This window comes from Nocardioides rotundus (assembly GCF_019931675.1).
Taxonomy (GTDB): Bacteria; Actinomycetota; Actinomycetes; order Propionibacteriales; family Nocardioidaceae; genus Nocardioides; species Nocardioides rotundus.
In genome coordinates, this window is record NZ_CP082922.1 from 2267837 (window position 1) to 2286315 (window position 18479).

The following is an 18479-nucleotide window of genomic DNA, read 5'->3' on the forward strand; positions in this document are numbered from 1 at the left end:
CCGACGTACTCCCACCGAAAGAGAGGACCGCACATGCCCAGCGCGATCGAAGTACGCAAGGTTCCGATCCACTCCGTGGCCGACGCCTCCGAGCTGACCCGGCTCCTGGACGACGGCGTGATGGCCGCGGACCGGGTGATCGCCATCATCGGCAAGACCGAGGGGAACGGCGGCGTCAACGACTACACCCGGATCATCGCCGACCGGGCCTTCCGGGAGGCCCTCGTCGCCGCCGGCGCGCCCGAGGAGCAGGTCAGGGAGATCCCGATCGTCTGGTCGGGCGGCACCGACGGGGTGATCAGCCCGCACGCGACCATCTTCGCCACCACCGAGGTCCCCGAGGACGACCCGAGCCGCGAGGAGCAGCGGCTGACCGCGGGCTTCGCGATGAGCGAGCGGCTGCTGCCCGAGGACATCGGCCGCACCGCGATGATCGAGAAGGTCGCCGACGCGGTGCGGGTCGCGATGGAGCGCGCCGGGATCACCGACCCCGCCGACGTGCACTACGTGCAGACCAAGACGCCGCTGCTGACCATCCACACCATCCGGGACGCGAAGTCGCGCGGCAAGACCGTGTGGACCGAGCACACGCACGAGTCGATGGACCTCTCCAACGGGTGTACGGCGCTCGGCGTCGCCGTGGCGCTCGGCGAGATCGACATGCCCACCGACGCCGACGTGATGCACAACCGGGAGCTCTACTCCGCGGTGGCCTCCTGCTCCTCCGGCGTCGAGCTGGACCAGGCACAGGTCGTGGTGGTCGGCAACGCCACCGGGGTCGGCGGGCGCTACCGGATCGGGCACTCGGTGATGGAGGACGCCCTGGACGCCGAGGGGGTGTGGACCGCGATCAGGGAGGCCGGGCTGGACCTGCCGGACCGTCCTCGCAGCAGCGACCTGGACGGCCGTCTGGTCAACGTCTTCCTCAAGTGCGAGGCGTCCCAGGACGGCACCGTGCGCGGGCGGCGCAACGCGATGCTGGACGACTCCGACGTGCACTGGCACCGGCAGATCAAGTCCTGCGTCGGCGGGGTCACGGCCGCCGTCACGGGCGACCCGGCGGTCTTCGTGTCGGTCTCGGCGGCCCACCAGGGCCCCGAGGGCGGCGGGCCGGTCGCGGCCATCGTCGATCTGGGCGACGAGCCGACGGGCTACCGCTGGGAGGGATGACCTCTCTGGCAGGATGCCGCGCGTGCACCTGTTCCACATCGCCACCCGCGCCGACTGGGAGGCCGCCCGCCAGGCGGGCTCCTACACCACGTCGACGCGGGGACGGACCCTCGAGGACGAGGGGTTCATCCACGCGGCCCACCGCGAGCAGGTGCCGACGGTCTTCCGCCGCTTCTACCGCGACGCCGGGGAGCCGCTGGTGCTGCTCAGCATCGACACCGACCGGCTCACCTCGCCCTGGGCCGAGGAGCAGGTGGGCGAGGAGCGGTGGCCGCACATCCGCGGGCCGCTAAACGTCCAGGCCGTGCGGCACGTGAGCCCGCTCAACCGGCGCGGGGGCAGCGAGTCCTTCACCTCGCTGTTCCTCAAGGAGATGGTCGGCCGGATCATGCTGGCCCTCCTGGTGATGGCGCTGATGACGATCGGCGTCTTCGTCGGCGAGCGGGAGCTCACCACCGACTGGGGAGCCCTCATCGGCGCCAGCATCGGGCTGGTCGTGGGGGTCGCGGCGGTCGTGCTGATCGTTCGGCTTCGCCGCCGGTCCTAGCCGACGAGCTCGGCCACCTCGTCGGCGCAGCCCCAGGAGAGGGTCACGCCGGCGCCGCCATGGCCGTAGCAGTGCACCACGTCGCCGACCCGCTCCACCCGCACCTCGGGACGCGCCGGGCGCAGGCCGACCTTGTGCCGCAGCACCCGAGCCTCGGCCACCTCGGGCACCAGGCGTGCGGCTCGCCGCAGGATCGCCGCCGCCGTGTCCGGCGAGGGGGTACGGCTCCAGTCGCCGCGCTCCTCGGTGCCGCCGACGACGACCTCGCGGCCGCGCGGGACGACGTACGTCGGGCCCGCCTCGTCCAGCCACCACTCCTCCAGGCCCCACTGCTCGACGTAGACGACCTGGCCGCGCACCGGCTGCACCGAGTCGTCCGAGCCCAGCAGGCGGGCGCCGATGCCCGCGCAGTCGACCACCCGGCCCTGGGGCAGGCTGGACAGGTTCATCCGGGTGATCGTGCCGCCCAGCTGCTCGACGCGGGAGGTCAGCCAGCGCAGGTAGACCGGCATGTCCACCACCGGAGCCGTGAAGGACCAGGCGGCCGGCCACCCGGGCACCTGCGTGCGCTCCAGGTCGGGCACCGCACCGCCCCACCAGGGCTCCGGTGGCGCGGCCGGATGGACCTCGGTGCCGCGACGCATCGCGACCCCGGTGGTCTCGTCTGCCGCAAGCTCGGCGAAGGCGCCGTAGCTGCGCTCTCCCCACGCGGCCACCCGCTCCTGCGGGAAGGCGAGGTAGGGGTACCAGAGCGCCGCCGCGACCGCGGAGGTCGTCTCCAGCGGCAGGTCGCGGGCCAGGACGTCGACCCGGTGCCCGGCCTCCAGGAGGCGTACGGCGCACGACAGGCCGACCACGCCGGCGCCGACCACGAGTACCTGACCCATGGGGTCAGTGTGCCGCAGGCTCAGGCGTCGGCGCCGAAGGCGGCCGGAGCGGTGGGGTCCTCCCCCGCGTCGCTGAGCTCGCGGGCGACGTACTCCTCGATGTCCTCCACGTCGTCGCGGTTGCGCTCGGCGACGGCGAGCAGGTCGCTCATCGTCGCGACCTCCTCGACCTGCTCCTTGATGAACCACTGGAGGAACTGCTCGGAGGCGTAGTCGTCGTCCTCGCGGGCGGTCTTGAGCAGCGCGTTGATCTGGCCGGTGACCTTCTTCTCCTGCTCGAGCGCGAGCCGGACCGGGGCCACGACATCGTCGAACCGCGTCTGCTGCGCCTCGATCGCCGGGATGTCCACGGGCTGGTCGGTGTCGAGGAGGTACTGGACCATCATCATCGCGTGGTCGCGCTCCTCCATCGCCTGGCGGTTGAAGAACGCGGCCAGCTGCGGCATGGTCTCCGCGTCGTAGTGGATCGCGCAGGCGAGGTACTGGTTGTGCGCACCCAGCTCGTTCCCGATCTGGGTGTTCAGCTGGGCGGCGAAACGCTCGGTGGGCACGTGCTTGTCTCTCCTCAGGCGGCCTTGGACAGCTTCTTGGTCTTGACGAGCTTGCGCTTGTGCACGGTATACCCCGGCGGGAGGGTGCCTTCCTTCAGCATCCGGATGGGGCAGCGCTTGCAGCGCGGCTTGTCCACGCAGCACTTGCTCTTCGGCAGCTTCACCTTCTTCTTGCCCACGCACCGCAGCGTAGCAGCCTTTTAGGGTTGCCTAACCTAAGAGTGATCGGGGATACGCCAGCCGTCCCCGTCCCCCTCGACCGCGAGGACGGCGCCGTTGGCGATCCGGAAGTCCTCGTCGGGTTGCAGCCCCGCCGACACCAGCGCGGCCAGCATCGTGCCGCCGTGCCCGACCACGACCACCGTCTCGCCACGGAACCGGTCGGCCAGGGGGTCCAGCACCGTCCAGACGCGGGCCGCCGCCTCCTGGCCGGACTCTCCGCCGGGCACCCGAGCCTCGAGGTCGCCGGCGCGCCAGGCGTTGAGGGTGGCGTCGAAGAGCTCGCCCTCGGCGGGCCGTCCGCGGAAGTCACCGGAGCCGATCTCCTCCAGGCCCTCGCGCACCAGCACATGGGCGTCGAGCACGCCGGCCATCAGCTCGGCGGTCTGCACCGCCCGGGACATCGCGCTGGTCACCACCACCGCGACCCGCTCGCCGTACAGCCGCTCTCCGACCTCCCGCGCCTGCTCCCGGCCGACAGGTGTGAGGCTGCCGCCGGTGTCGGCCAGCAGCGCGGACTCGTACTCGGCCTCCGCATGCCGCACGAAGAGGACGCGGATCGGGCACTGCAGGTCTCTCATGCCCTCAGGCTAGGTCGTTGGCCTTCCGGATCACATCGACGATGCCGTCCATGATCTCGGTCAGGCCGAAGTCCTTGGGCGTGTAGACCGCGGCGACCCCCTGGTCGATCAGCCGCTGCGCGTCGCCGCTGGGGATGATGCCGCCCACGATCACCGGGAGGTCCTCCAGGCCCGCGTCGCGCAGGCCCTCCAGCACCGTCGGCACCAGCTCCATGTGCGACCCCGACAGGATCGAGAGGCCGACGCAGTGCACGTCCTCGGCAACCGCCGCGGCGACGATCTGCTCCGGGGTCAGCCGGATGCCCTGGTAGACCACCTCGAAGCCGGCATCGCGAGCGCGTACGGCGACCTGCTCGGCGCCGTTGGAGTGGCCGTCCAGCCCGGGCTTGCCGACGAGCAGCCGCAGCCGCCCGCCCAGCTCGTCGCCGGTCTCCTTGACCCGCTGCCGCACCGCGGCGAGCTCGGCGCCGGCCTCGGCCACCCCGACCGCGCCACCGACACCCGTCGGGGCACGGAACTCGCCGAACACGCCGCGCAGGGTGCCGGCCCACTCGCCGGTCGTCGCCCCGGCACGGGCACAGGCCAGAGTCGCCTCCATCAGGTTGGTGTCGGTCTTGGCGTCGGCCGCCAGCCGTGCCAGCGCCTCTTCCACCTCCTGCTCGTCGCGCTGCGCCTTCCACTCCTCCACCGAGCGGATCGCGGCCGCCTCGGCCTCGGGGTCGGCGGTCTGGATCGCCGCGTCCAGGTCGGCGGTCAGGGGCGAGGGCTCGGTGGTCTCGAACTTGTTGACCCCGACGATGATCTCCTCGCCGGCCTCGATCCGCGCCCGGCGCGCGGCGTGCGCGCTCACCAGCTCCTGCTTCATGTAGCCGGACTCGACCGCGGCGACCGCTCCGCCCATCGCCTGCACGCGGTCCATCTCGGCGCGGGCGCCCTGCTTCAGCTCGTCGACCTTGGCCGCGATCACGTGGCTGCCGTCGAAGATGTCGTCGTACTCCAGCAGGTCGGACTCGAAGGCGAGCACCTGCTGCAGGCGCAGCGACCACTGCTGGTCCCACGGCCGCGGCAGGCCGAGCGCCTCGTTCCACGCGGGGAGCTGGACGGCGCGGGCGCGCGCGTCCTTGGAGAGGGTCACACCCAGCATCTCCAGGACGATCCGCTGGACGTTGTTCTCCGGCTGGGACTCGGTCAGGCCGAGGGAGTTCACCTGGACGCCGTACCGGAACCGGCGCATCTTCGGGTCCTCGACGCCGTAGCGCTCCTGGGTGATCTCGTCCCACAGCTGGGTGAAGGCCCGCATCTTGCAGACCTCCTCGACGAAGCGGACGCCGGAGTTGACGAAGAACGACATCCGGCCGACGACCTTGCCGAAGTCCTCGTCGGCGACCTGGCCGGAGTTCTTCACCTGGTCGAGGACGGCGATAGCGGTGCCGAGGGCGTAGGCGATCTCCTGCGTCGGCGTCGCCCCCGCCTCTTGCAGGTGGTAGCTGCAGATGTTGATCGGGTTCCACTTGGGGATCTGGTTGACCGTGTAGGCGATCGTGTCGGCGGTCAGGCGCAGCGACTGCTCCGGGCCGAAGACGTAGGTGCCGCGGGAGAGGTACTCCTTGATGATGTCGTTCTGCGTCGTCCCGGCGAGCTGCCCGGCGACCTCCTCCGGGGTCGCGTCGGGGTTCTGCTCCTCCGCCACGACCTGGTAGAGCGCCAGCAGCCACATCGCGGTGGCGTTGATGGTCATCGAGGTGTTCATCTCGACCAGCGGGATCTGGTCGAAGAGGCGGCGCATCTCGCCGAGGTGCGGGATCGGGACGCCGACCTTGCCCACCTCGCCGCGGCTCAGCGCGTCCTGGGGGTCGTACCCGGTCTGCGTGGGCAGGTCGAAGGCCACGCTGAGCCCGGTCTGGCCCTTGGCGAGGTTGCCGCGGTAGAGCTCGTTGGACGCCGTGGCCGTGGAGTGCCCGGCGTAGGTGCGCATCACCCAGGGGCGATCCTTCTGCGGGCGCTCCGGGATGGCCGCTTCGTGCTGTCCGGCGTCCTTGTCAGTCATTCCAGCAGGGTACGGCGGGACCTACTGGTCGGTCACCGGTCGAGCGTGTGCGGTTGTCCACATGTGAAATGGGTTGTCAGTCCTCGATCAGGCCCCACCCGGTCCCGATCACCTGGGTGCGCGACGCGGAGTCGCGGGGTATCAGTAGGGCTGCAGTCACGAGCTGGTTCTGAGTGACGTTGGTGCTCTTCTCCGCACCGGAGATAGCGGCGTAGGGCTGGTTGAAGCCCACGGTCATGCCCGGCTTCGCGAAGACTCTCTCCTCGACCCGGGCGGACCCGATGGCCAGCCAGCCGCCCGCGGTCGGCACCACCCATGGGTCACTCGACCCCGACGAGCCCGCGTAGGGGTAGGCCGCCTGCTCCATCCTGCCGATGAAGTCCACCTCGCGGGTCAAGTCTCGCTCTGCCCTCGCGAACTCGCGGGCATCCTTGCCCAACTGCAGCCGTGGGGCGAGGGCATCGTCCGTCCACAGCGTCTGCAACGCCTCGAAGTCGCGCCGCGCACGAGTGATCACTTGGTCGGTGGGAGCAGCAGGCTCTCCCACATCCGGGACCTGGGCGTTGGGTACGTCCACATACGCCTCCATCAGCCACGGCTGCCAGGAACGTCGCTGGATGAAGACGGCCAGTTCCACGTTGCGACGGGCCCAACGCCGATCCGCTTTGCCGACCTTGCGCTCGGGGACGGTCCGCAGCGCGACAACGATGTACCGCGGGAAGGCATCGGTGGACGCTTCGAACATGTCCAGGACCTTGAGCCGCTGCCAGGCGTCATCGGTGTCGAAGTCGCGCCGGATCGAGGGTTTGGATTGCGGCAATGCACGAAACAGGGGCGTCCAGACTCGCTGCGTCTCCAGGGCGGCGCCCGCGAAGGCCCGCGACCAGGCGGTGGCGTCGAGGCGAGGAGGAAATCCCCGCTTGCGCGCTTCCCGGCGCCGTTCGGCGAAGTCACGCACGAGCGCCTCCGCGTCAGACTTCCGGAGTGCGGTTTGCCCCGGGTCTCGGTACGTACGCTCGCTCGGCATCGTCACGGCCACCGCACCCATCACGATGAGCGCCAGACTCACCAGCGGCGCGCCGATTCGCACCGGGCGGGGCAACCGCGCCCACAGCAGCCCGACGAGGAGCAGCAGGAGGCCGGCAGCGGCGACGCTGAGGCAGGCCCAGAACAGGCCCGGCAGCGTGGCACCAACGGCCAGCGAGACCGGAGCGTCCGCTCGCCCTTGGGACGCGACCACCAACTGGAACGGCTCATCGCCGGTCAGCCGAAGCTGCTGCGTTCCGCTGCCGAAGGCCTGCTCGCTCCAGAACCCCACCCGCTCCGGAGCCACCGGCAGCGCTTCCCCGTTGACCCGGGCGCCACGCGTGCTGCCGTCGCGGTTGATGCCGGTCACCTCGAAGACGCGGGCATCCCGCACGTAGTCGCGCACGTCGACCGGCTCCCCTGCTCCGAGGAAGACGGGACCCTCGCTTCTCGCCCGGACGGTCAGCCGCAGGTCGTCGTAGGAGAACAGGCTCGGTACGGTGACCAGCGGAGCGCCTCGGGCAGCGGTGACCCGGTGCTCGTCGAGGACGACGGTGTCGTCGGGTCCGACGTACGCAGCTCCCACGATCCCGGCGACTGCGAGGAGCGCGCCGAGCAGCGCCAACAGGATCCGCATGACCTTCATGGGCGGGTTCCTTTCCCGAGATGACTGTTCTGCGACGCTAACCCGAATTCAGCTCACGCGTCGGCGGTTATCCACAGCCCCTACCGGTCGGCCACCAGCAACGGGTCGGCCTCCAGCACGTCGAGCTGCTCCTCGGGGCCGGTCACCGCCACCGTGCCGTCGACCGGCTGCCAGGCTCCCCCGTCGACGCGGAAGTCCGCGGTCCAGGTGACATCGACCCGCACACCCAGGCTCTTCGCCGTCTTCTCGTACTCATGGGAGATGTACTCACTCATCGGCACCCCCTTGCTCCACGCCCTCCCCGGACTGTCCGTGGTCTGCGTGGTGCCGTCGCCGTGTACCCAGGTGTAGGACGCCGGACTGATCCGCAGGTCCACCCGATAACCCAGCAACACCAGCGACTCGGTGAACTCCGCAGCCTGCGTGGAGAAGATCGTCGGGAAGTTCACCAGCGTCTCGCCGTCCGGCGGCTGTACGTCGATCTCCGCGGGCGGCACCGGCACCTCCGCAAACGCCTGCTGAACGATCCACATCGTCAACTGCGGACGCGCCGGCGCAGGCGCCGCAACCGGCACCTGGGGGACGGGTTCTTCGACTTGCTCAAGCACATAGCCAGGAACCACAACATCACGGCAAAGATCCCGCACACTGTCTTCACAGAACATGTTTAGGACTTCGTTCCGTACTGGAACGTCGCTCGGACTAAACACGTATGGGGCAGGAGAGTATTCGGACGAATCACTTCCTTCCGGAGCTTGCGTCGTAGCACTGGGTCGCTGCGGGACGGGTGGCTGCGGGATGGGTGGCAACGTTACCGTGGAACGCTCGTGAAGCCGCGTAATGAGTTCGTTCTGCCCGTCATTCACCGAAACGTCACCTTCGACCGCGAATACGGGATTGGTCAGCGCCGCCATTGCGAGGCAAGTGCCAAGAACTACGAACGCCTTCATTTTACGTCCCAGCCCGCGATCTTCAACTCTCCGTCAACGCGACGAAACAGGAAGATGAATGTCTCCGTACTTGCCTGCGACTGCTGGACAATACTGCCGCTGGCATCTAGGGATTGCTGGCTGCCAATGTCAACCGTCGAGGTGTAAACAGTTCCTGGACCATCGGGGGCGGCGCCCAATTTCTGGAAGGAAACCAACTGCCAACCAGAGGAATTTTTCATGCTGCCTCCGGATCCGTAGCGCTGCTCGATCCCATCTGCGACAGATTGGCAGTTTATGCAAGCGCCATTTGTGTAATTGAGGAAGCCATCTACCTCGCCCTCGTTGATACCGCGCGACAGTTCACGGAGGTACGCCTTGGCAATCTGCTTGGGCGTCACTGGGCCGGGAGCAGGTCCTGATGCCGACGCCGACGCACTCGCCGACTCCGAAGGCGCCTCGCTGAACTTGGGGGTCGGCGTACCTTCCGACTCCGGATCCCCGCCCCCGTTGCACGCCGACAGAGCCGGCAGCGCCAGCATCAGCGCCGCACCGGCCACCGCGCGCGACCATCGTCCACTCATCCCCACCGCCCCTTTCCCGAGATCGATCTGCTCACCCTAAGGAATGGCGTGACGAATGGCGACCCCTTCCAGGGAGCCTGTGGACAAGCCAGACCATCCCTGACCGTCAGCGCGGCTCCATGTCCCAGCCGGCAACTCTCCATCCATCGGCTGAATCCTTGATCAGCAACTGGTAGCGGTACACCAGAGCTGGATCTACTCGGTACACGTTGCCTTCACCGTCGAAGATCTTCTGGCGGCCGAGGGTCATCTCCCCGTAGAGAAGAACCCGCCTGGTGCGGCGCTCTGCACCTTTGCCGTCACGACCCGCCAGCCAGCGGAGCGGGCATACCCTTCGCCCCCGTAAGTCTTCCTGATCTTCTCAGCGACGGCATTGCACGTGGTGCAGTTGCCGTTGGTCAATGACAAGAATCGATCGGTATCACCAGAGTTGATGGCCCCACCTACGGCGGACACGAAGTTCCGCGCAACGACCTTGACGGTCCTCAGCCCTTCATCATGAGATCTGGAAGCACGGCCCTCAGCCGACACACTGGCCGGAGCCAGAGCGGTGGTGGCCTCGCCCTTCGTGGCCCCGTTCCCGTCCTGGACGCAACCAGTCAGCGCCAATCCAAGCACCACGAAGGCTGCGCGCATGATCTCGGACAGCCTTACCGGTCGGCCACCAGCAGTGGGTCGGCCTCCAGCACGTCGAGCTGCTCCTCGGGACCCGTCACCGCCACCGTGCCGTCGACCGGCTGCCACGCTCCCCCGTCGACGCGAAAGTCCGCCGTCCAGGTGACATCGACCCGCACGCCTAAGCCCTTCGCCGTCTTCTCGTACTCATGAGAGATGTACTCACTCATCGGCACCCCCTTGCTCCACGCCCGCCCCGCACTGTCCGTGGTCTGCGTGGTGCCGTCGCCATGCACCCAGGTGTAGGACGCCGGACTGATCCGCAGGTCCACCCGATAACCCAGCAACACCAGCGACTCGGTGAACTCCGCAGCCTGCGTAGAGAAGATCGTCGGGAAGTTCACCAACGTCTCGCCATCCGGCGGCTGTACGTCGATCTCCGAGGGCGGCACCGGCACCTCCGCAAACGCGCGCTGAACGATCCACATCGTCAACTGCGGACGCGCCGGCGCAGGCGCCGCCACCGGCACGACTGCCGCCGGCGCAGCCGGCGCCGGCTCCGAAGGCAGGCACTGCGCCGACGTACCGTTAACACCCCCGCAGAAGCCGGTGAGAAGTTGGTTCCCTAGGTCGACGGTGGGAATAATTGGAGCTGCCGAACCGCCAGACCCGGACCGCGAAGTTGAAGTTTCGGATGATTCACTCGGAGGTGGACTCGCAGTCTCGCCACTTGAATCTGAATCTTGGACACCCCGATTCTGATTGAGGTTCGCGAGGAGGCGATTGTTCTTATCGTCCGAGCCCACAGGGACTTTGTCGCCTGAGCCCGCAGCGTTGGCCGCAACAACGGGCAGGCCCAGCCCAAGGAACACCGAGAGCATCAGGAAGAAACTCAATAGACGCATCATTGTTCCAAGCCCCAGTAGGTGATGCGGGGTTGGCCATCAACTCTGGCCACCTCAAACGAGTAATCCCGAGTTTCAGCTACTGATTGATCCACCACCTCGCCACTGGCATCGAGTGTCCGCTGACTTGAGATATCTAGAAGCCCCCGGACACGCACAACGCCTTCGTCGGTTGTTGAGGACTTCATCGTGGCTACGACCCACCCCGATGTCTCGAACGATTGCCCGGAAGAATAGGCACGCCGAATGTTCCGTGCCAACGCCAGGCAGTTGCCACACCGCTTCCCCTTGACGAAGCGCATAAACGCGGAGGTATCTCCAGTGTTGATCGCCCGGGAGACTCCAGCCACGAACGCCTCCACTACCTGCTCCGGCGTTTGAGGGTCAACCTCAGCGGACCCAGACGCGGACGGCGACGGCGACGCACTGGCCGACTCCGACGGCGCCTCGCTGAACTTCGGGGTCGGCGTACCCTCCGACTCCGGATCCCCGCCCCCGTTGCACGCCGACAGAGCCGGCAGCATCAGCATCAGCGCTGCACCGGCCACCGCGCGCGACCATCGTCCACTCATCCCCACCGCCCCTTCCCGAGACCGATTTGGCACACCCTAAGGAATGGGCGGGCGAAAGGCGACCCCTCGGCGGAGCCTGTGGAAAAGGGTGAGTCAGGCGCTGACGGCGGCGCGCTCGACCTCGACGACACGGATGAGGCGGGAGAGGTGCAGGAGGCGACGTACTGCCGGGGCGCATCCCCTCAGGCGGACGTGCCGGCCCTGCCGACCCGCGGCCAGGGAGGCCACCGCCAGCACCTTGAGCGCCGAGACGTCCGCGGACCGCACGGCGGTCAGGTCGACCACCACCTCCGACGCGTCGGAGGTCGACAGCAGCTCGTAGAGCGCCGTACGCACCTCCAGCGTGCTGCGGCCGTCGAAGTCGCCCGCGAGGGCCAAGACCGGCCCTTCGGTCACCATCTCCATCGTGTTACCCCGTCCTCCGGAGTCCTGAGACCCTCCGGCTCACCGCGGCCGCACCGCCCCCGTGCGGAACGACTCGCACACCCACTATGACGTGCCACACACGAAAATGGTTGCCCGGGTGACCGCTATCTGAGCGTGTCGGCCGCTTCGGTCAGAATCCGGACGGACCGGACGATCGATGTCCGTAACGTGACGCATGGGACTGATGAGGTTTCAACCATCGGGTCGGATCAGGGCCCCGTCGTCGCTCGCTAGGGTGCAGCCATGGTCAACCTGACGCGCATCTACACCCGGACCGGCGACGCTGGTCAGACTCGGCTCGGGGACATGAGCCAGACCCCGAAGACCGACCCCCGGCTGGCGGCCTACGCCGACGTGGACGAGGCCAATGCGCACATCGGCGTGGCCCTGGCCCAGGGCGGCCTGCCCGACGACATCGTGGCCGTGCTGACCCACGTACAGAACGACCTGTTCGACGTCGGGGCGGATCTGAGCACGCCGGTGGTCCCGGACCCGGAGTACCCGCCGCTGCGGATCGAGCAGGACTACATCGACCGGCTCGAGGCCTGGTGCGACCAGTACAACGCCGACCTCCCCAAGCTGCGCTCCTTCATCCTCAACGGCGGTACGCCGGGGGCGGCGCTGCTGCATGTCGCCCGCACCGTGGTACGGCGGGCCGAGCGCGCCGGCTGGGCCGCGCACGAGGTGCACGGCGAGACGATGAACGAGCTGGCGATCAAGTACCTCAACCGGCTCTCGGACCTGCTGTTCATCCTGGCCCGGCAGGCGAACGTGGAGAGGGGCGACGTTCTCTGGGTGCCTGGAGGCGAGCGCTCGAAGTGAGGAACGAACGGAGAGCGTGAGCCGACCCAACAACCGGAGGGGAACGCTCGAAGTGAGGAACGAACGGAGAGCGTGAGCCGACCCAACAACCGGAGGCGAGCGCTCGAAGTGAGGAACGACCGGGCACGGTAGGACTGTCGGCGGTCGGTGCCAGAGTGTGGGGCATGACCTCATCGGGCACGTTCGACGACCGGCGGATGCGGCTGACGACCGCAGACCTGCTGGCCATCGGCGCGCTCTTGGAGACGACGGAGGTCGAGCCGGACGAGCGCGCGGTCTACGAGCAGCTGGACGCCTTGGAGCGTCTGAAGGGCCAGGTCAGTGCGCGCCAGGCAGCCCTCACCCAGGACCTCACCGAGCGACAGCGGGAGCGCTGCGAGGCGGAGAAGGCGGCCGGCTCGGGCAGGCGCCCTGTGCCGCCGGAGCGGGTGGTCGGCTCTCAGGTCGCGTTGGCCCGGCGCGAGTCGCCACATCGCGGCCGCGCCCTGGTCACCCTGGCCGAAGCGCTCCGCGATCTGCCCGAGACCCGGGCGGCGCTGACCCGGGGCGAGATCCCGGAGCGACGTGCGGAGATCGTCGTCCGCGGTACGTCGGAGCTCACCCGCGAGGGTCGCCTGACCGTCGATGCCACGCTGGCCTCCGACCTCCCCGACCTCGGCGATGAGAAGCTGCGACGCCGGGTCCGTCGGCTGGCCATCGCCGTGGACGACGCGTCGGAGCAGGCAAGGATCGAGCGGGTGCGGGAGTCCCGGCGCGTCGTGGGACGGGTCCTCCCCGATGGCACGCATCAGCTGACCGCCTACCTCGCCCCGGAGCAGTACGCCGCCGCCCTGGCGACCCTGCACGAAGCCGTCGCTACCGCCCGAGCGGCCGGCGACCCCCGAACGACCGGCCAGGTGATGGCCGACGTCCTCGCCGAGTCGCTCGCCGGCTCCGTGTTCGACGGACATGTGCCCGCCAAGATCAACCTGACCATGCCGGTCGAGACACTGCTCGGCACCGATGACGGCCCGGCGATCCTGGAGCATGTCGGTCCGATCCCAGCCGCTCTCGCCAGGGACATCGCGAACGGCGCCCTGCGCAACGTTCGCTCGCTCGTACGCCGGCTCTTCACCCAGGACGGAGTGCTCGTCGCCATGGAGCAGGCGAGCCGCCGCTTCACCGGGGAGCTGGCCGAGTTCCTGGCGCTCCGCGAGCACGGCGTCTGCCGGACTCCCTGGTGCAATGCGGCGGTCAAGCAACGTGACCACGTCCGTGGCGTAGCCGATGGTGGCGCGACCACGGCCCACAACGGACAGGGGCTCTGCGAGGTCTGCAACTACGTCAAGGAGGCAGGCTTCCGACAGGAGGTCGTCTCCGACACCGGCGAGCAGCACACCGTCGTGACACACACCCCCGCCGGGCTCAGCTACGAGTCCCGTGCGCCGGACCAGCCGGAGGTGCCACCCGGCTGGTGGGTGCGCACCATCTCCTGGACCGAGCTACCGCGGGCCGGTTGAGTGCGGCTCTCGTGCCGCGGGCACGACCAGCGCCGAGGGAAGCAGCAGGATCGCCACCACCAGCAGGGAGTGCAGCGCACCCACCTGATCGGCGACGAACCCGAGGAAGGGCGGGCCGGCGAGGAACGCCGTATACGCGATCGTCGACACGACGCTGACCCGTGCCGCCGCATGCGCCTCATCATCGGCGGCCGCGCTCATCCCGACAGGGAAGCCCAGGGAGGCGCCCAGCCCCCACAGCAGGATGCCCGGAACCACCAGGGCCGGGTGACCGCCGTAGACGAGCAGCAGCACACCGACCGCGGCGGCGGCCATGGTGGACCACAGGACCGGCACCCGGCCGAACCGGTCGAGCAGCGGCGGCCCCAGGATCCGCCCGGTGGTCATGGCGGTGACGAAGCAGGCGAAGCCGGCGACCCCGAGCCAGTGCGGCACGTCGTACCCGTCGATGAGAGCGATCGCCAGCCAGTCGTTGGCCGTGCCCTCGGTCATCGCGAGCGCGAAGACCATCAGCCCGATGAGCAGGGTGCGCGGCTCCAGCCAGGCCCGCCAGGCCGCCTGCTGAGGTACGGGGTCCTCCTCCCCCGGCTCGGCTTCGGCCGACCGCGGCAGGAACCACCCGGTGGTCGCCTGCGCGAGGACCAGGATGAGCAGCGCGGCGGCCAGCAGGTGCGTCACCATGCCCACGCCGGCCCAGGTCGTGAGCGCGCCGATGCCGGCGGCGGTGACGGTGCCCAGGGAGAACGATGCGTGGAACCACGGCATGATCGTCCGGCCACCGCGGCGCTCGACCGCCGCGCCCTCCACGTTCATGCCGACGTCCCAGCTCCCCACCCCCAAGCCGTAGAGGAACAGGAACACAGCGGTGACGGGCACGCTCTCGAGTACGGCGGCGCCGACGGCCGCACCGATCAGCCCGACCACGTCGAAGAGGACACCGCCCCGGACGACCGTCCCAGCACCCCACCGGTTGATCAGCGCCCCCGTCGTGGGCAGGGTCAGCACCGAGCCTGCCGCGATCGCCAGCAGCAGCAGGCCGAGCTGGCCGTTGGTCAGGCCGAGGGACCCCCGCGCCTCGGGGACGCGGGAGAGCCAGGTGGCGAAGCCGAACCCGTTGAGGAAGAACGACAACAGGACGGCGTTGCGGGCGCGGGCGGTCACATCGAGGTGGGGTTGTCGCCGGGCCGGACGCCGCGGGAGCCGGGTGGCATCGCCTCCAGCCACGACTGGAAACCGGTCAGGGATGCGGGGCTCATCGCCAGCTCGAGGTGGTCCCCGACGGTGGCGACGCTGACGACGACGTGGTCGGCGTAGAGGCTGATCTGCTCGGCGCCGGTGGGCTCGCGGCGGCCGGCGTACTCGAGGTCGGCGCGGTGCCAGACCCGCTTGGGCCGGGGCGCGAGAGAGAACATCCGGAACCACTCCAGTTCCTCGCCCTGATACCGGCCGATGCCGAGAAGCCAACCGCGCCCGGCCCTGGTGGACCGGACGCGGTAGCTGAGCTCGAAGGTGCCGCCGTTGCGCTCAAGGGCGCGGCGACGGACCACCAGAGCGATGCCGAAGAGCAGGACGAGCAGCAGGATTCCGCCGATGATGTCGAGCACCAGTGCCCACCACGGCGGCATCCATCACTCCCTCTCCAGACCCTGCAGTGCGAGTAGCCTACTTCGCGCGCTCGGCCGCGCGAATCCGGGCCTGGGCGCGAGCGACGTGCTCGTTGGCCTCGTCCTCGTCCCCGCCGGCGGAGCGTGCCCGCTCCAGCTCCGCGCGCGCCTGCTCGAGGTCGATGTCGTGCGACATCTCGGCGTACTCGGCCAGGATCGAGATCCGGTCGCCGGCGACCGAGAGGAAGCCCGCGCTGACCGCGGCGACCCAGGTCTCCCCCTCGACGGTCTGGATGTCCACCACACCGTCGACGAGGAGCGACAGGGTCGGCTCGTGGCCGGCCAGGATGCCGATGTCCCCCTCGATGGTGCGGGCGATCACCATGGAGGCGTCGCCCGACCACACGAGGCGGTCGGCTGCGACCAGCTCGACCTGGAGGTTGTTCTCGGCCATGTCAGAGGCTCTTCTGGATCTCGGCCCACTTGCGCTCGACGTCGTCCAGACCGCCGCACATGAAGAAGGCCTGCTCGGCCACGTGGTCGTACTCACCGTCGGCGATCTTGTTGAATGCCTCGATGGTCTCCGACACGGGGACCGTGGAGCCCTCGATGCCGGTGAACTGCTTGGCCACGTAGGTGTTCTGCGACAGGAACCGCTGGATCCGGCGGGCCCGGGCCACGATCACCTTGTCCTCCTCGGAGAGCTCGTCCACACCGAGGATGGCGATGATGTCCTGGAGCTCCTTGTTCCGCTGCAGGATCTGCTTGACCCGGATGGCGCAGTCGTAGTGCTCCTTGCCGATGTACTGCGGGTCGAGGATCCGGGAGGTGGAGGTCAGCGGGTCCACCGCGGGGTAGATGCCCAGCGACGCGATGTCACGCGAGAGCTCGGTGGTCGCGTCGAGGTGCGCGAAGGTGGTCGCCGGCGCCGGGTCGGTGTAGTCGTCCGCGGGGACGTAGATCGCCTGCATCGAGGTGATCGAGTGACCACGGGTCGAGGTGATCCGCTCCTGCAGCTGACCCATCTCGTCGGCCAGGTTCGGCTGGTAGCCCACCGCGGAGGGCATCCGGCCCAGCAGGGTGGAGACCTCCGAGCCGGCCTGGGTGAACCGGAAGATGTTGTCGATGAACAGCAGCACGTCCTGGTTCTTCACGTCGCGGAAGTACTCCGCCATGGTGAGCGCGGAGAGCGCGACACGCAGCCGGGTGCCCGGCGGCTCGTCCATCTGGCCGAAGACCAGGGCGGTCTGGCTGAACACGCCCGCCTCGGTCATCTCGGCGATGAGGTCGTTGCCCTCACGGGTCCGCTCGCCCACACCGGCGAACACCGACACACCGCCGTGGTCGCGGGCCACGCGGGCGATCATCTCCTGGATGAGCACGGTCTTGCCCACGCCGGCGCCGCCGAACAGGCCGATCTTGCCGCCCTGCACGTAGGGCGTCAGCAGGTCGATGACCTTGATGCCGGTCTCGAACATCTGGGTCTTCGACTCCAGCTGGTCGAAGGCGGGGGCCTTGCGGTGGATGCTCCACCGCTCGTCGACCTCGAGCTGCTCGCCCTCCTCGAGGTTCAGCACGTCGCCGGTCACGTCGAACACGTGACCCAGCGTGGCGTCACCCACGGGGACCTGGATCGAGTCGCCGGTGTCCAGCACCTCCGCACCGCGGACCATGCCGTCGGTCGGCTTCATCGAGATGGCGCGGACCATGCCGTCACCGATGTGCTGGGCCACCTCGAGGGTGATGGTCTGCTTGTTGTCGCCCAGCTCGATGACGGTGGTCAGGGCGTTGTAGATGTCGGGCATCTGGTCGGTCGGGAACTCGATGTCCACGACCGGGCCGATGACCCGGGCGATCCGGCCAGTGCCGCCGCCCTCGTTGGTGCCGACGGTCTCTTCGACAGTTGCGGTCATGTCTCTCACTCACTCCCGGCTTGGGCGTCGGCAAGGGCGTTCACGCCACCGACGATCTCGCTGATTTCCTGGGTAATGCCAGCCTGGCGGGCCTGGTTGGCGATTCGCTTGTACTTCTTGATGAGCTCGTCGGCGTTGTCCGTGGCGGACTTCATCGCCTTCTGCCGCGCGGCCAGCTCGGAGGCGGCCGCCTGCAGGAGGGCGAAGAAGATGCGGCTCTGGACGTACTGCGGCAGCAGCAGGTCCAGCACCTCCTCCGGCGACGGCTCGAACTCATAAAGCGGCAGCAGCTCGCCATCGGCGGGCGGCTCCTCCCCCTCGACGACCTCGAGCGGCAGCAGGCGTACGGCGGTGGGCTCCTGGCTGAGCATCGAGCGGAAGCGCGTGTAGACCACGTGCACCTCGTCGACGCCCGGGACGTCCAGGTCGCTCTCCTCGCCGTCCTCGGTGAGGAAGGCCGAGATCAGCGTCTCGCCGATCTCCCGCGCCACGTCGTACGTCGGCTGGTCGGAGAAGCCGGTCCACGCGCGGACCACGGGGCGCTGGCGGAACTTCATGTACGCCTCGCCCTTGCGGCCGGTGAGGTAGAGGTCCACCTCGCGACCGTCGGCCCGCAGCTTCTCGACCAGGCGCTCGGCCTCCTTGATGACACTGGCGGAGTAGGCGCCCGCCAGGCCACGGTCGGAGGTCACGATCAGCACCGCGGCACGCTTCGGGTCCTCCGGCTCGGTGGTGAGCGCGTGCTCCACGTTGGAGAACGTCGCCACCGCCGAGACCGCACGGGTCAGCTCACGGGCGTACGGCGCTGCCGCCTGAGCTCGCTGCTGCGCCTTGATGATGCGGGACGCAGCAATGAGCTCCATGGCGCGCGTGATCTTCTTCATCGACTCCGTCGATCGGATCCGCGCGCGGTACTCACGCAGCGATACAGCCATG

General features: G+C 68.9%; 21 protein-coding genes. 4 read left to right on the forward strand and 17 right to left on the reverse strand.

All coding sequences use genetic code 11. From position 1 onward, the window contains the following. Positions 1-33: 33 nt before the first annotated feature. Together K8W59_RS11220 and K8W59_RS11225 are read left to right on the forward strand one after the other, a co-directional pair. Positions 34-1170: a barbiturase gene (locus tag K8W59_RS11220; RefSeq protein WP_223393850.1), complete on the forward strand. Its 1137-nt coding sequence runs from the start codon at positions 34-36 to the stop codon at positions 1168-1170. Between the two features lie 22 nt (positions 1171-1192). Next, positions 1193-1717 (forward strand): DUF952 domain-containing protein, encoded by a 525-nt coding sequence (locus tag K8W59_RS11225; RefSeq protein WP_223393852.1) that lies wholly within the window; start codon positions 1193-1195, stop codon positions 1715-1717. On the opposite strand, the gene K8W59_RS11230 is transcribed toward K8W59_RS11225, so the two are convergent. The 12 genes from K8W59_RS11230 to K8W59_RS11285 all read right to left on the reverse strand — a co-directional run bounded on the left by K8W59_RS11230 (position 1714) and on the right by K8W59_RS11285 (position 11678). Next, a complete protein-coding gene (locus K8W59_RS11230; protein WP_223393854.1) occupies positions 1714-2604 on the reverse strand; it encodes an FAD-dependent oxidoreductase in 891 nt (296 codons plus the stop codon). The two genes, K8W59_RS11225 and K8W59_RS11230, sit on opposite strands and share 4 nt — an antisense overlap. Positions 2605-2624: 20 nt before the next feature. Continuing rightward, positions 2625-3155: a ferritin gene (locus K8W59_RS11235; protein ID WP_223393856.1), complete on the reverse strand. Its 531-nt coding sequence runs from the start codon at positions 3153-3155 to the stop codon at positions 2625-2627. A 14-nt stretch (positions 3156-3169) separates the two neighbouring features. After that, a complete protein-coding gene (locus tag K8W59_RS11240) occupies positions 3170-3334 on the reverse strand; it encodes a hypothetical protein (RefSeq protein WP_223393858.1) in 165 nt (54 codons plus the stop codon). Positions 3335-3370: 36 nt separating this feature from the next. Next, the gene (locus tag K8W59_RS11245; protein ID WP_223393860.1) at positions 3371-3955 is read right to left on the reverse strand and encodes a histidine phosphatase family protein; all 585 of its coding nucleotides are present in this window, start codon (positions 3953-3955) and stop codon (positions 3371-3373) included. Between the two features lie 4 nt (positions 3956-3959). Then, complete coding sequence (locus tag K8W59_RS11250) at positions 3960-6002, reverse strand: protein meaA (RefSeq protein WP_223393862.1); 2043 nt, start codon at positions 6000-6002, stop codon at positions 3960-3962. Positions 6003-6078: 76 nt separating this feature from the next. Next, positions 6079-7674 (reverse strand): hypothetical protein, encoded by a 1596-nt coding sequence (locus K8W59_RS11255; protein ID WP_223393864.1) that lies wholly within the window; start codon positions 7672-7674, stop codon positions 6079-6081. Positions 7675-7754: 80 nt separating this feature from the next. Then, complete coding sequence (locus tag K8W59_RS11260) at positions 7755-8207, reverse strand: hypothetical protein (protein WP_223393866.1); 453 nt, start codon at positions 8205-8207, stop codon at positions 7755-7757. Between the two features lie 413 nt (positions 8208-8620). Next, complete coding sequence (locus K8W59_RS11265) at positions 8621-9187, reverse strand: hypothetical protein (RefSeq protein WP_223393868.1); 567 nt, start codon at positions 9185-9187, stop codon at positions 8621-8623. Positions 9188-9293: 106 nt separating this feature from the next. Then, positions 9294-9437, reverse strand: a complete 144-nt coding sequence (locus tag K8W59_RS11270) for a hypothetical protein (RefSeq protein WP_223393870.1) — start codon at positions 9435-9437, stop codon at positions 9294-9296. 400 nt (positions 9438-9837) lie between these two features. Then, on the reverse strand, positions 9838-10326 hold the full coding sequence (locus tag K8W59_RS11275) for a hypothetical protein (RefSeq protein ID WP_223393872.1): 489 nt from the start codon (positions 10324-10326) through the stop codon (positions 9838-9840). A gap of 380 nt (positions 10327-10706) precedes the next feature. Beyond that, entirely contained in the window at positions 10707-11237 is a 531-nt protein-coding gene (locus K8W59_RS11280; RefSeq protein ID WP_223393874.1) for a hypothetical protein, read from the reverse strand. 135 nt (positions 11238-11372) lie between these two features. Further along, positions 11373-11678, reverse strand: coding sequence for an STAS domain-containing protein (locus K8W59_RS11285; RefSeq protein ID WP_223399789.1), 306 nt, complete (start codon positions 11676-11678; stop codon positions 11373-11375). 270 nt (positions 11679-11948) lie between these two features. On the opposite strand from K8W59_RS11285, the gene K8W59_RS11290 reads away from it, so the two are divergent. Together K8W59_RS11290 and K8W59_RS11295 are read left to right on the forward strand one after the other, a co-directional pair. Then, positions 11949-12527: a cob(I)yrinic acid a,c-diamide adenosyltransferase gene (locus tag K8W59_RS11290; RefSeq protein ID WP_223393876.1), complete on the forward strand. Its 579-nt coding sequence runs from the start codon at positions 11949-11951 to the stop codon at positions 12525-12527. A 164-nt stretch (positions 12528-12691) separates the two neighbouring features. Then, positions 12692-14026, forward strand: coding sequence for an HNH endonuclease (locus K8W59_RS11295; protein WP_223393878.1), 1335 nt, complete (start codon positions 12692-12694; stop codon positions 14024-14026). Here the strand turns inward: K8W59_RS11295 and K8W59_RS11300 are convergent. From K8W59_RS11300 to K8W59_RS11320, 5 genes are read right to left on the reverse strand one after another with little or no spacing between them, the layout of a single operon-like run. Beyond that, a complete protein-coding gene (locus K8W59_RS11300) occupies positions 14009-15187 on the reverse strand; it encodes an MFS transporter (protein ID WP_223393880.1) in 1179 nt (392 codons plus the stop codon). The genes K8W59_RS11295 and K8W59_RS11300 overlap by 18 nt on opposite strands. Further along, on the reverse strand, positions 15184-15651 hold the full coding sequence (locus tag K8W59_RS11305; protein ID WP_223393882.1) for a DUF2550 domain-containing protein: 468 nt from the start codon (positions 15649-15651) through the stop codon (positions 15184-15186). The genes K8W59_RS11300 and K8W59_RS11305 overlap by 4 nt, the downstream gene beginning before the upstream one ends. A 37-nt stretch (positions 15652-15688) precedes the next feature. Then, positions 15689-16084: a F0F1 ATP synthase subunit epsilon gene (locus tag K8W59_RS11310; protein ID WP_223393883.1), complete on the reverse strand. Its 396-nt coding sequence runs from the start codon at positions 16082-16084 to the stop codon at positions 15689-15691. A 1-nt stretch (position 16085) separates the two neighbouring features. Then, positions 16086-17543, reverse strand: a complete 1458-nt coding sequence (gene atpD, locus K8W59_RS11315) for a F0F1 ATP synthase subunit beta (protein ID WP_223393885.1) — start codon at positions 17541-17543, stop codon at positions 16086-16088. Between the two features lie 5 nt (positions 17544-17548). Next, positions 17549-18478 carry a F0F1 ATP synthase subunit gamma gene (locus K8W59_RS11320; protein ID WP_223393887.1) on the reverse strand — a complete coding sequence of 310 codons (930 nt, stop codon included), beginning with the start codon at positions 18476-18478 and terminating at the stop codon, positions 17549-17551. Between the last annotated feature and the right edge of the window lies 1 nt (position 18479).

Excerpts from the sequence above, each read along its gene's own strand:
- K8W59_RS11220 (WP_223393850.1), top strand. The coding sequence starts at position 34 with ATGCCCAGCGCGATCGAAGTACGCAAGGTTCCGATCCACTCCGTGGCC.
- K8W59_RS11230 (WP_223393854.1), bottom strand. The coding sequence starts at position 2,604 with ATGGGTCAGGTACTCGTGGTCGGCGCCGGCGTGGTCGGCCTGTCGTGC.
- K8W59_RS11245 (WP_223393860.1), bottom strand. The coding sequence starts at position 3,955 with ATGAGAGACCTGCAGTGCCCGATCCGCGTCCTCTTCGTGCGGCATGCG.
- K8W59_RS11250 (WP_223393862.1), bottom strand. The coding sequence starts at position 6,002 with ATGACTGACAAGGACGCCGGACAGCACGAAGCGGCCATCCCGGAGCGC.
- K8W59_RS11255 (WP_223393864.1), bottom strand. The coding sequence starts at position 7,674 with ATGAAGGTCATGCGGATCCTGTTGGCGCTGCTCGGCGCGCTCCTCGCA.
- K8W59_RS11260 (WP_223393866.1), bottom strand. The coding sequence starts at position 8,207 with ATGTGGATCGTTCAGCAGGCGTTTGCGGAGGTGCCGGTGCCGCCCGCG.
- K8W59_RS11265 (WP_223393868.1), bottom strand. The coding sequence starts at position 9,187 with ATGAGTGGACGATGGTCGCGCGCGGTGGCCGGTGCGGCGCTGATGCTG.
- K8W59_RS11270 (WP_223393870.1), bottom strand. The coding sequence starts at position 9,437 with ATGACCCTCGGCCGCCAGAAGATCTTCGACGGTGAAGGCAACGTGTAC.
- K8W59_RS11280 (WP_223393874.1), bottom strand. The coding sequence starts at position 11,237 with ATGCTGATGCTGCCGGCTCTGTCGGCGTGCAACGGGGGCGGGGATCCG.
- K8W59_RS11285 (WP_223399789.1), bottom strand. The coding sequence starts at position 11,678 with ATGGTGACCGAAGGGCCGGTCTTGGCCCTCGCGGGCGACTTCGACGGC.
- K8W59_RS11290 (WP_223393876.1), top strand. The coding sequence starts at position 11,949 with ATGGTCAACCTGACGCGCATCTACACCCGGACCGGCGACGCTGGTCAG.
- K8W59_RS11295 (WP_223393878.1), top strand. The coding sequence starts at position 12,692 with ATGACCTCATCGGGCACGTTCGACGACCGGCGGATGCGGCTGACGACC.
- K8W59_RS11305 (WP_223393882.1), bottom strand. The coding sequence starts at position 15,651 with ATGCCGCCGTGGTGGGCACTGGTGCTCGACATCATCGGCGGAATCCTG.
- K8W59_RS11310 (WP_223393883.1), bottom strand. The coding sequence starts at position 16,084 with ATGGCCGAGAACAACCTCCAGGTCGAGCTGGTCGCAGCCGACCGCCTC.
- atpD (WP_223393885.1), bottom strand. The coding sequence starts at position 17,543 with ATGACCGCAACTGTCGAAGAGACCGTCGGCACCAACGAGGGCGGCGGC.
- K8W59_RS11320 (WP_223393887.1), bottom strand. The coding sequence starts at position 18,478 with ATGGCTGTATCGCTGCGTGAGTACCGCGCGCGGATCCGATCGACGGAG.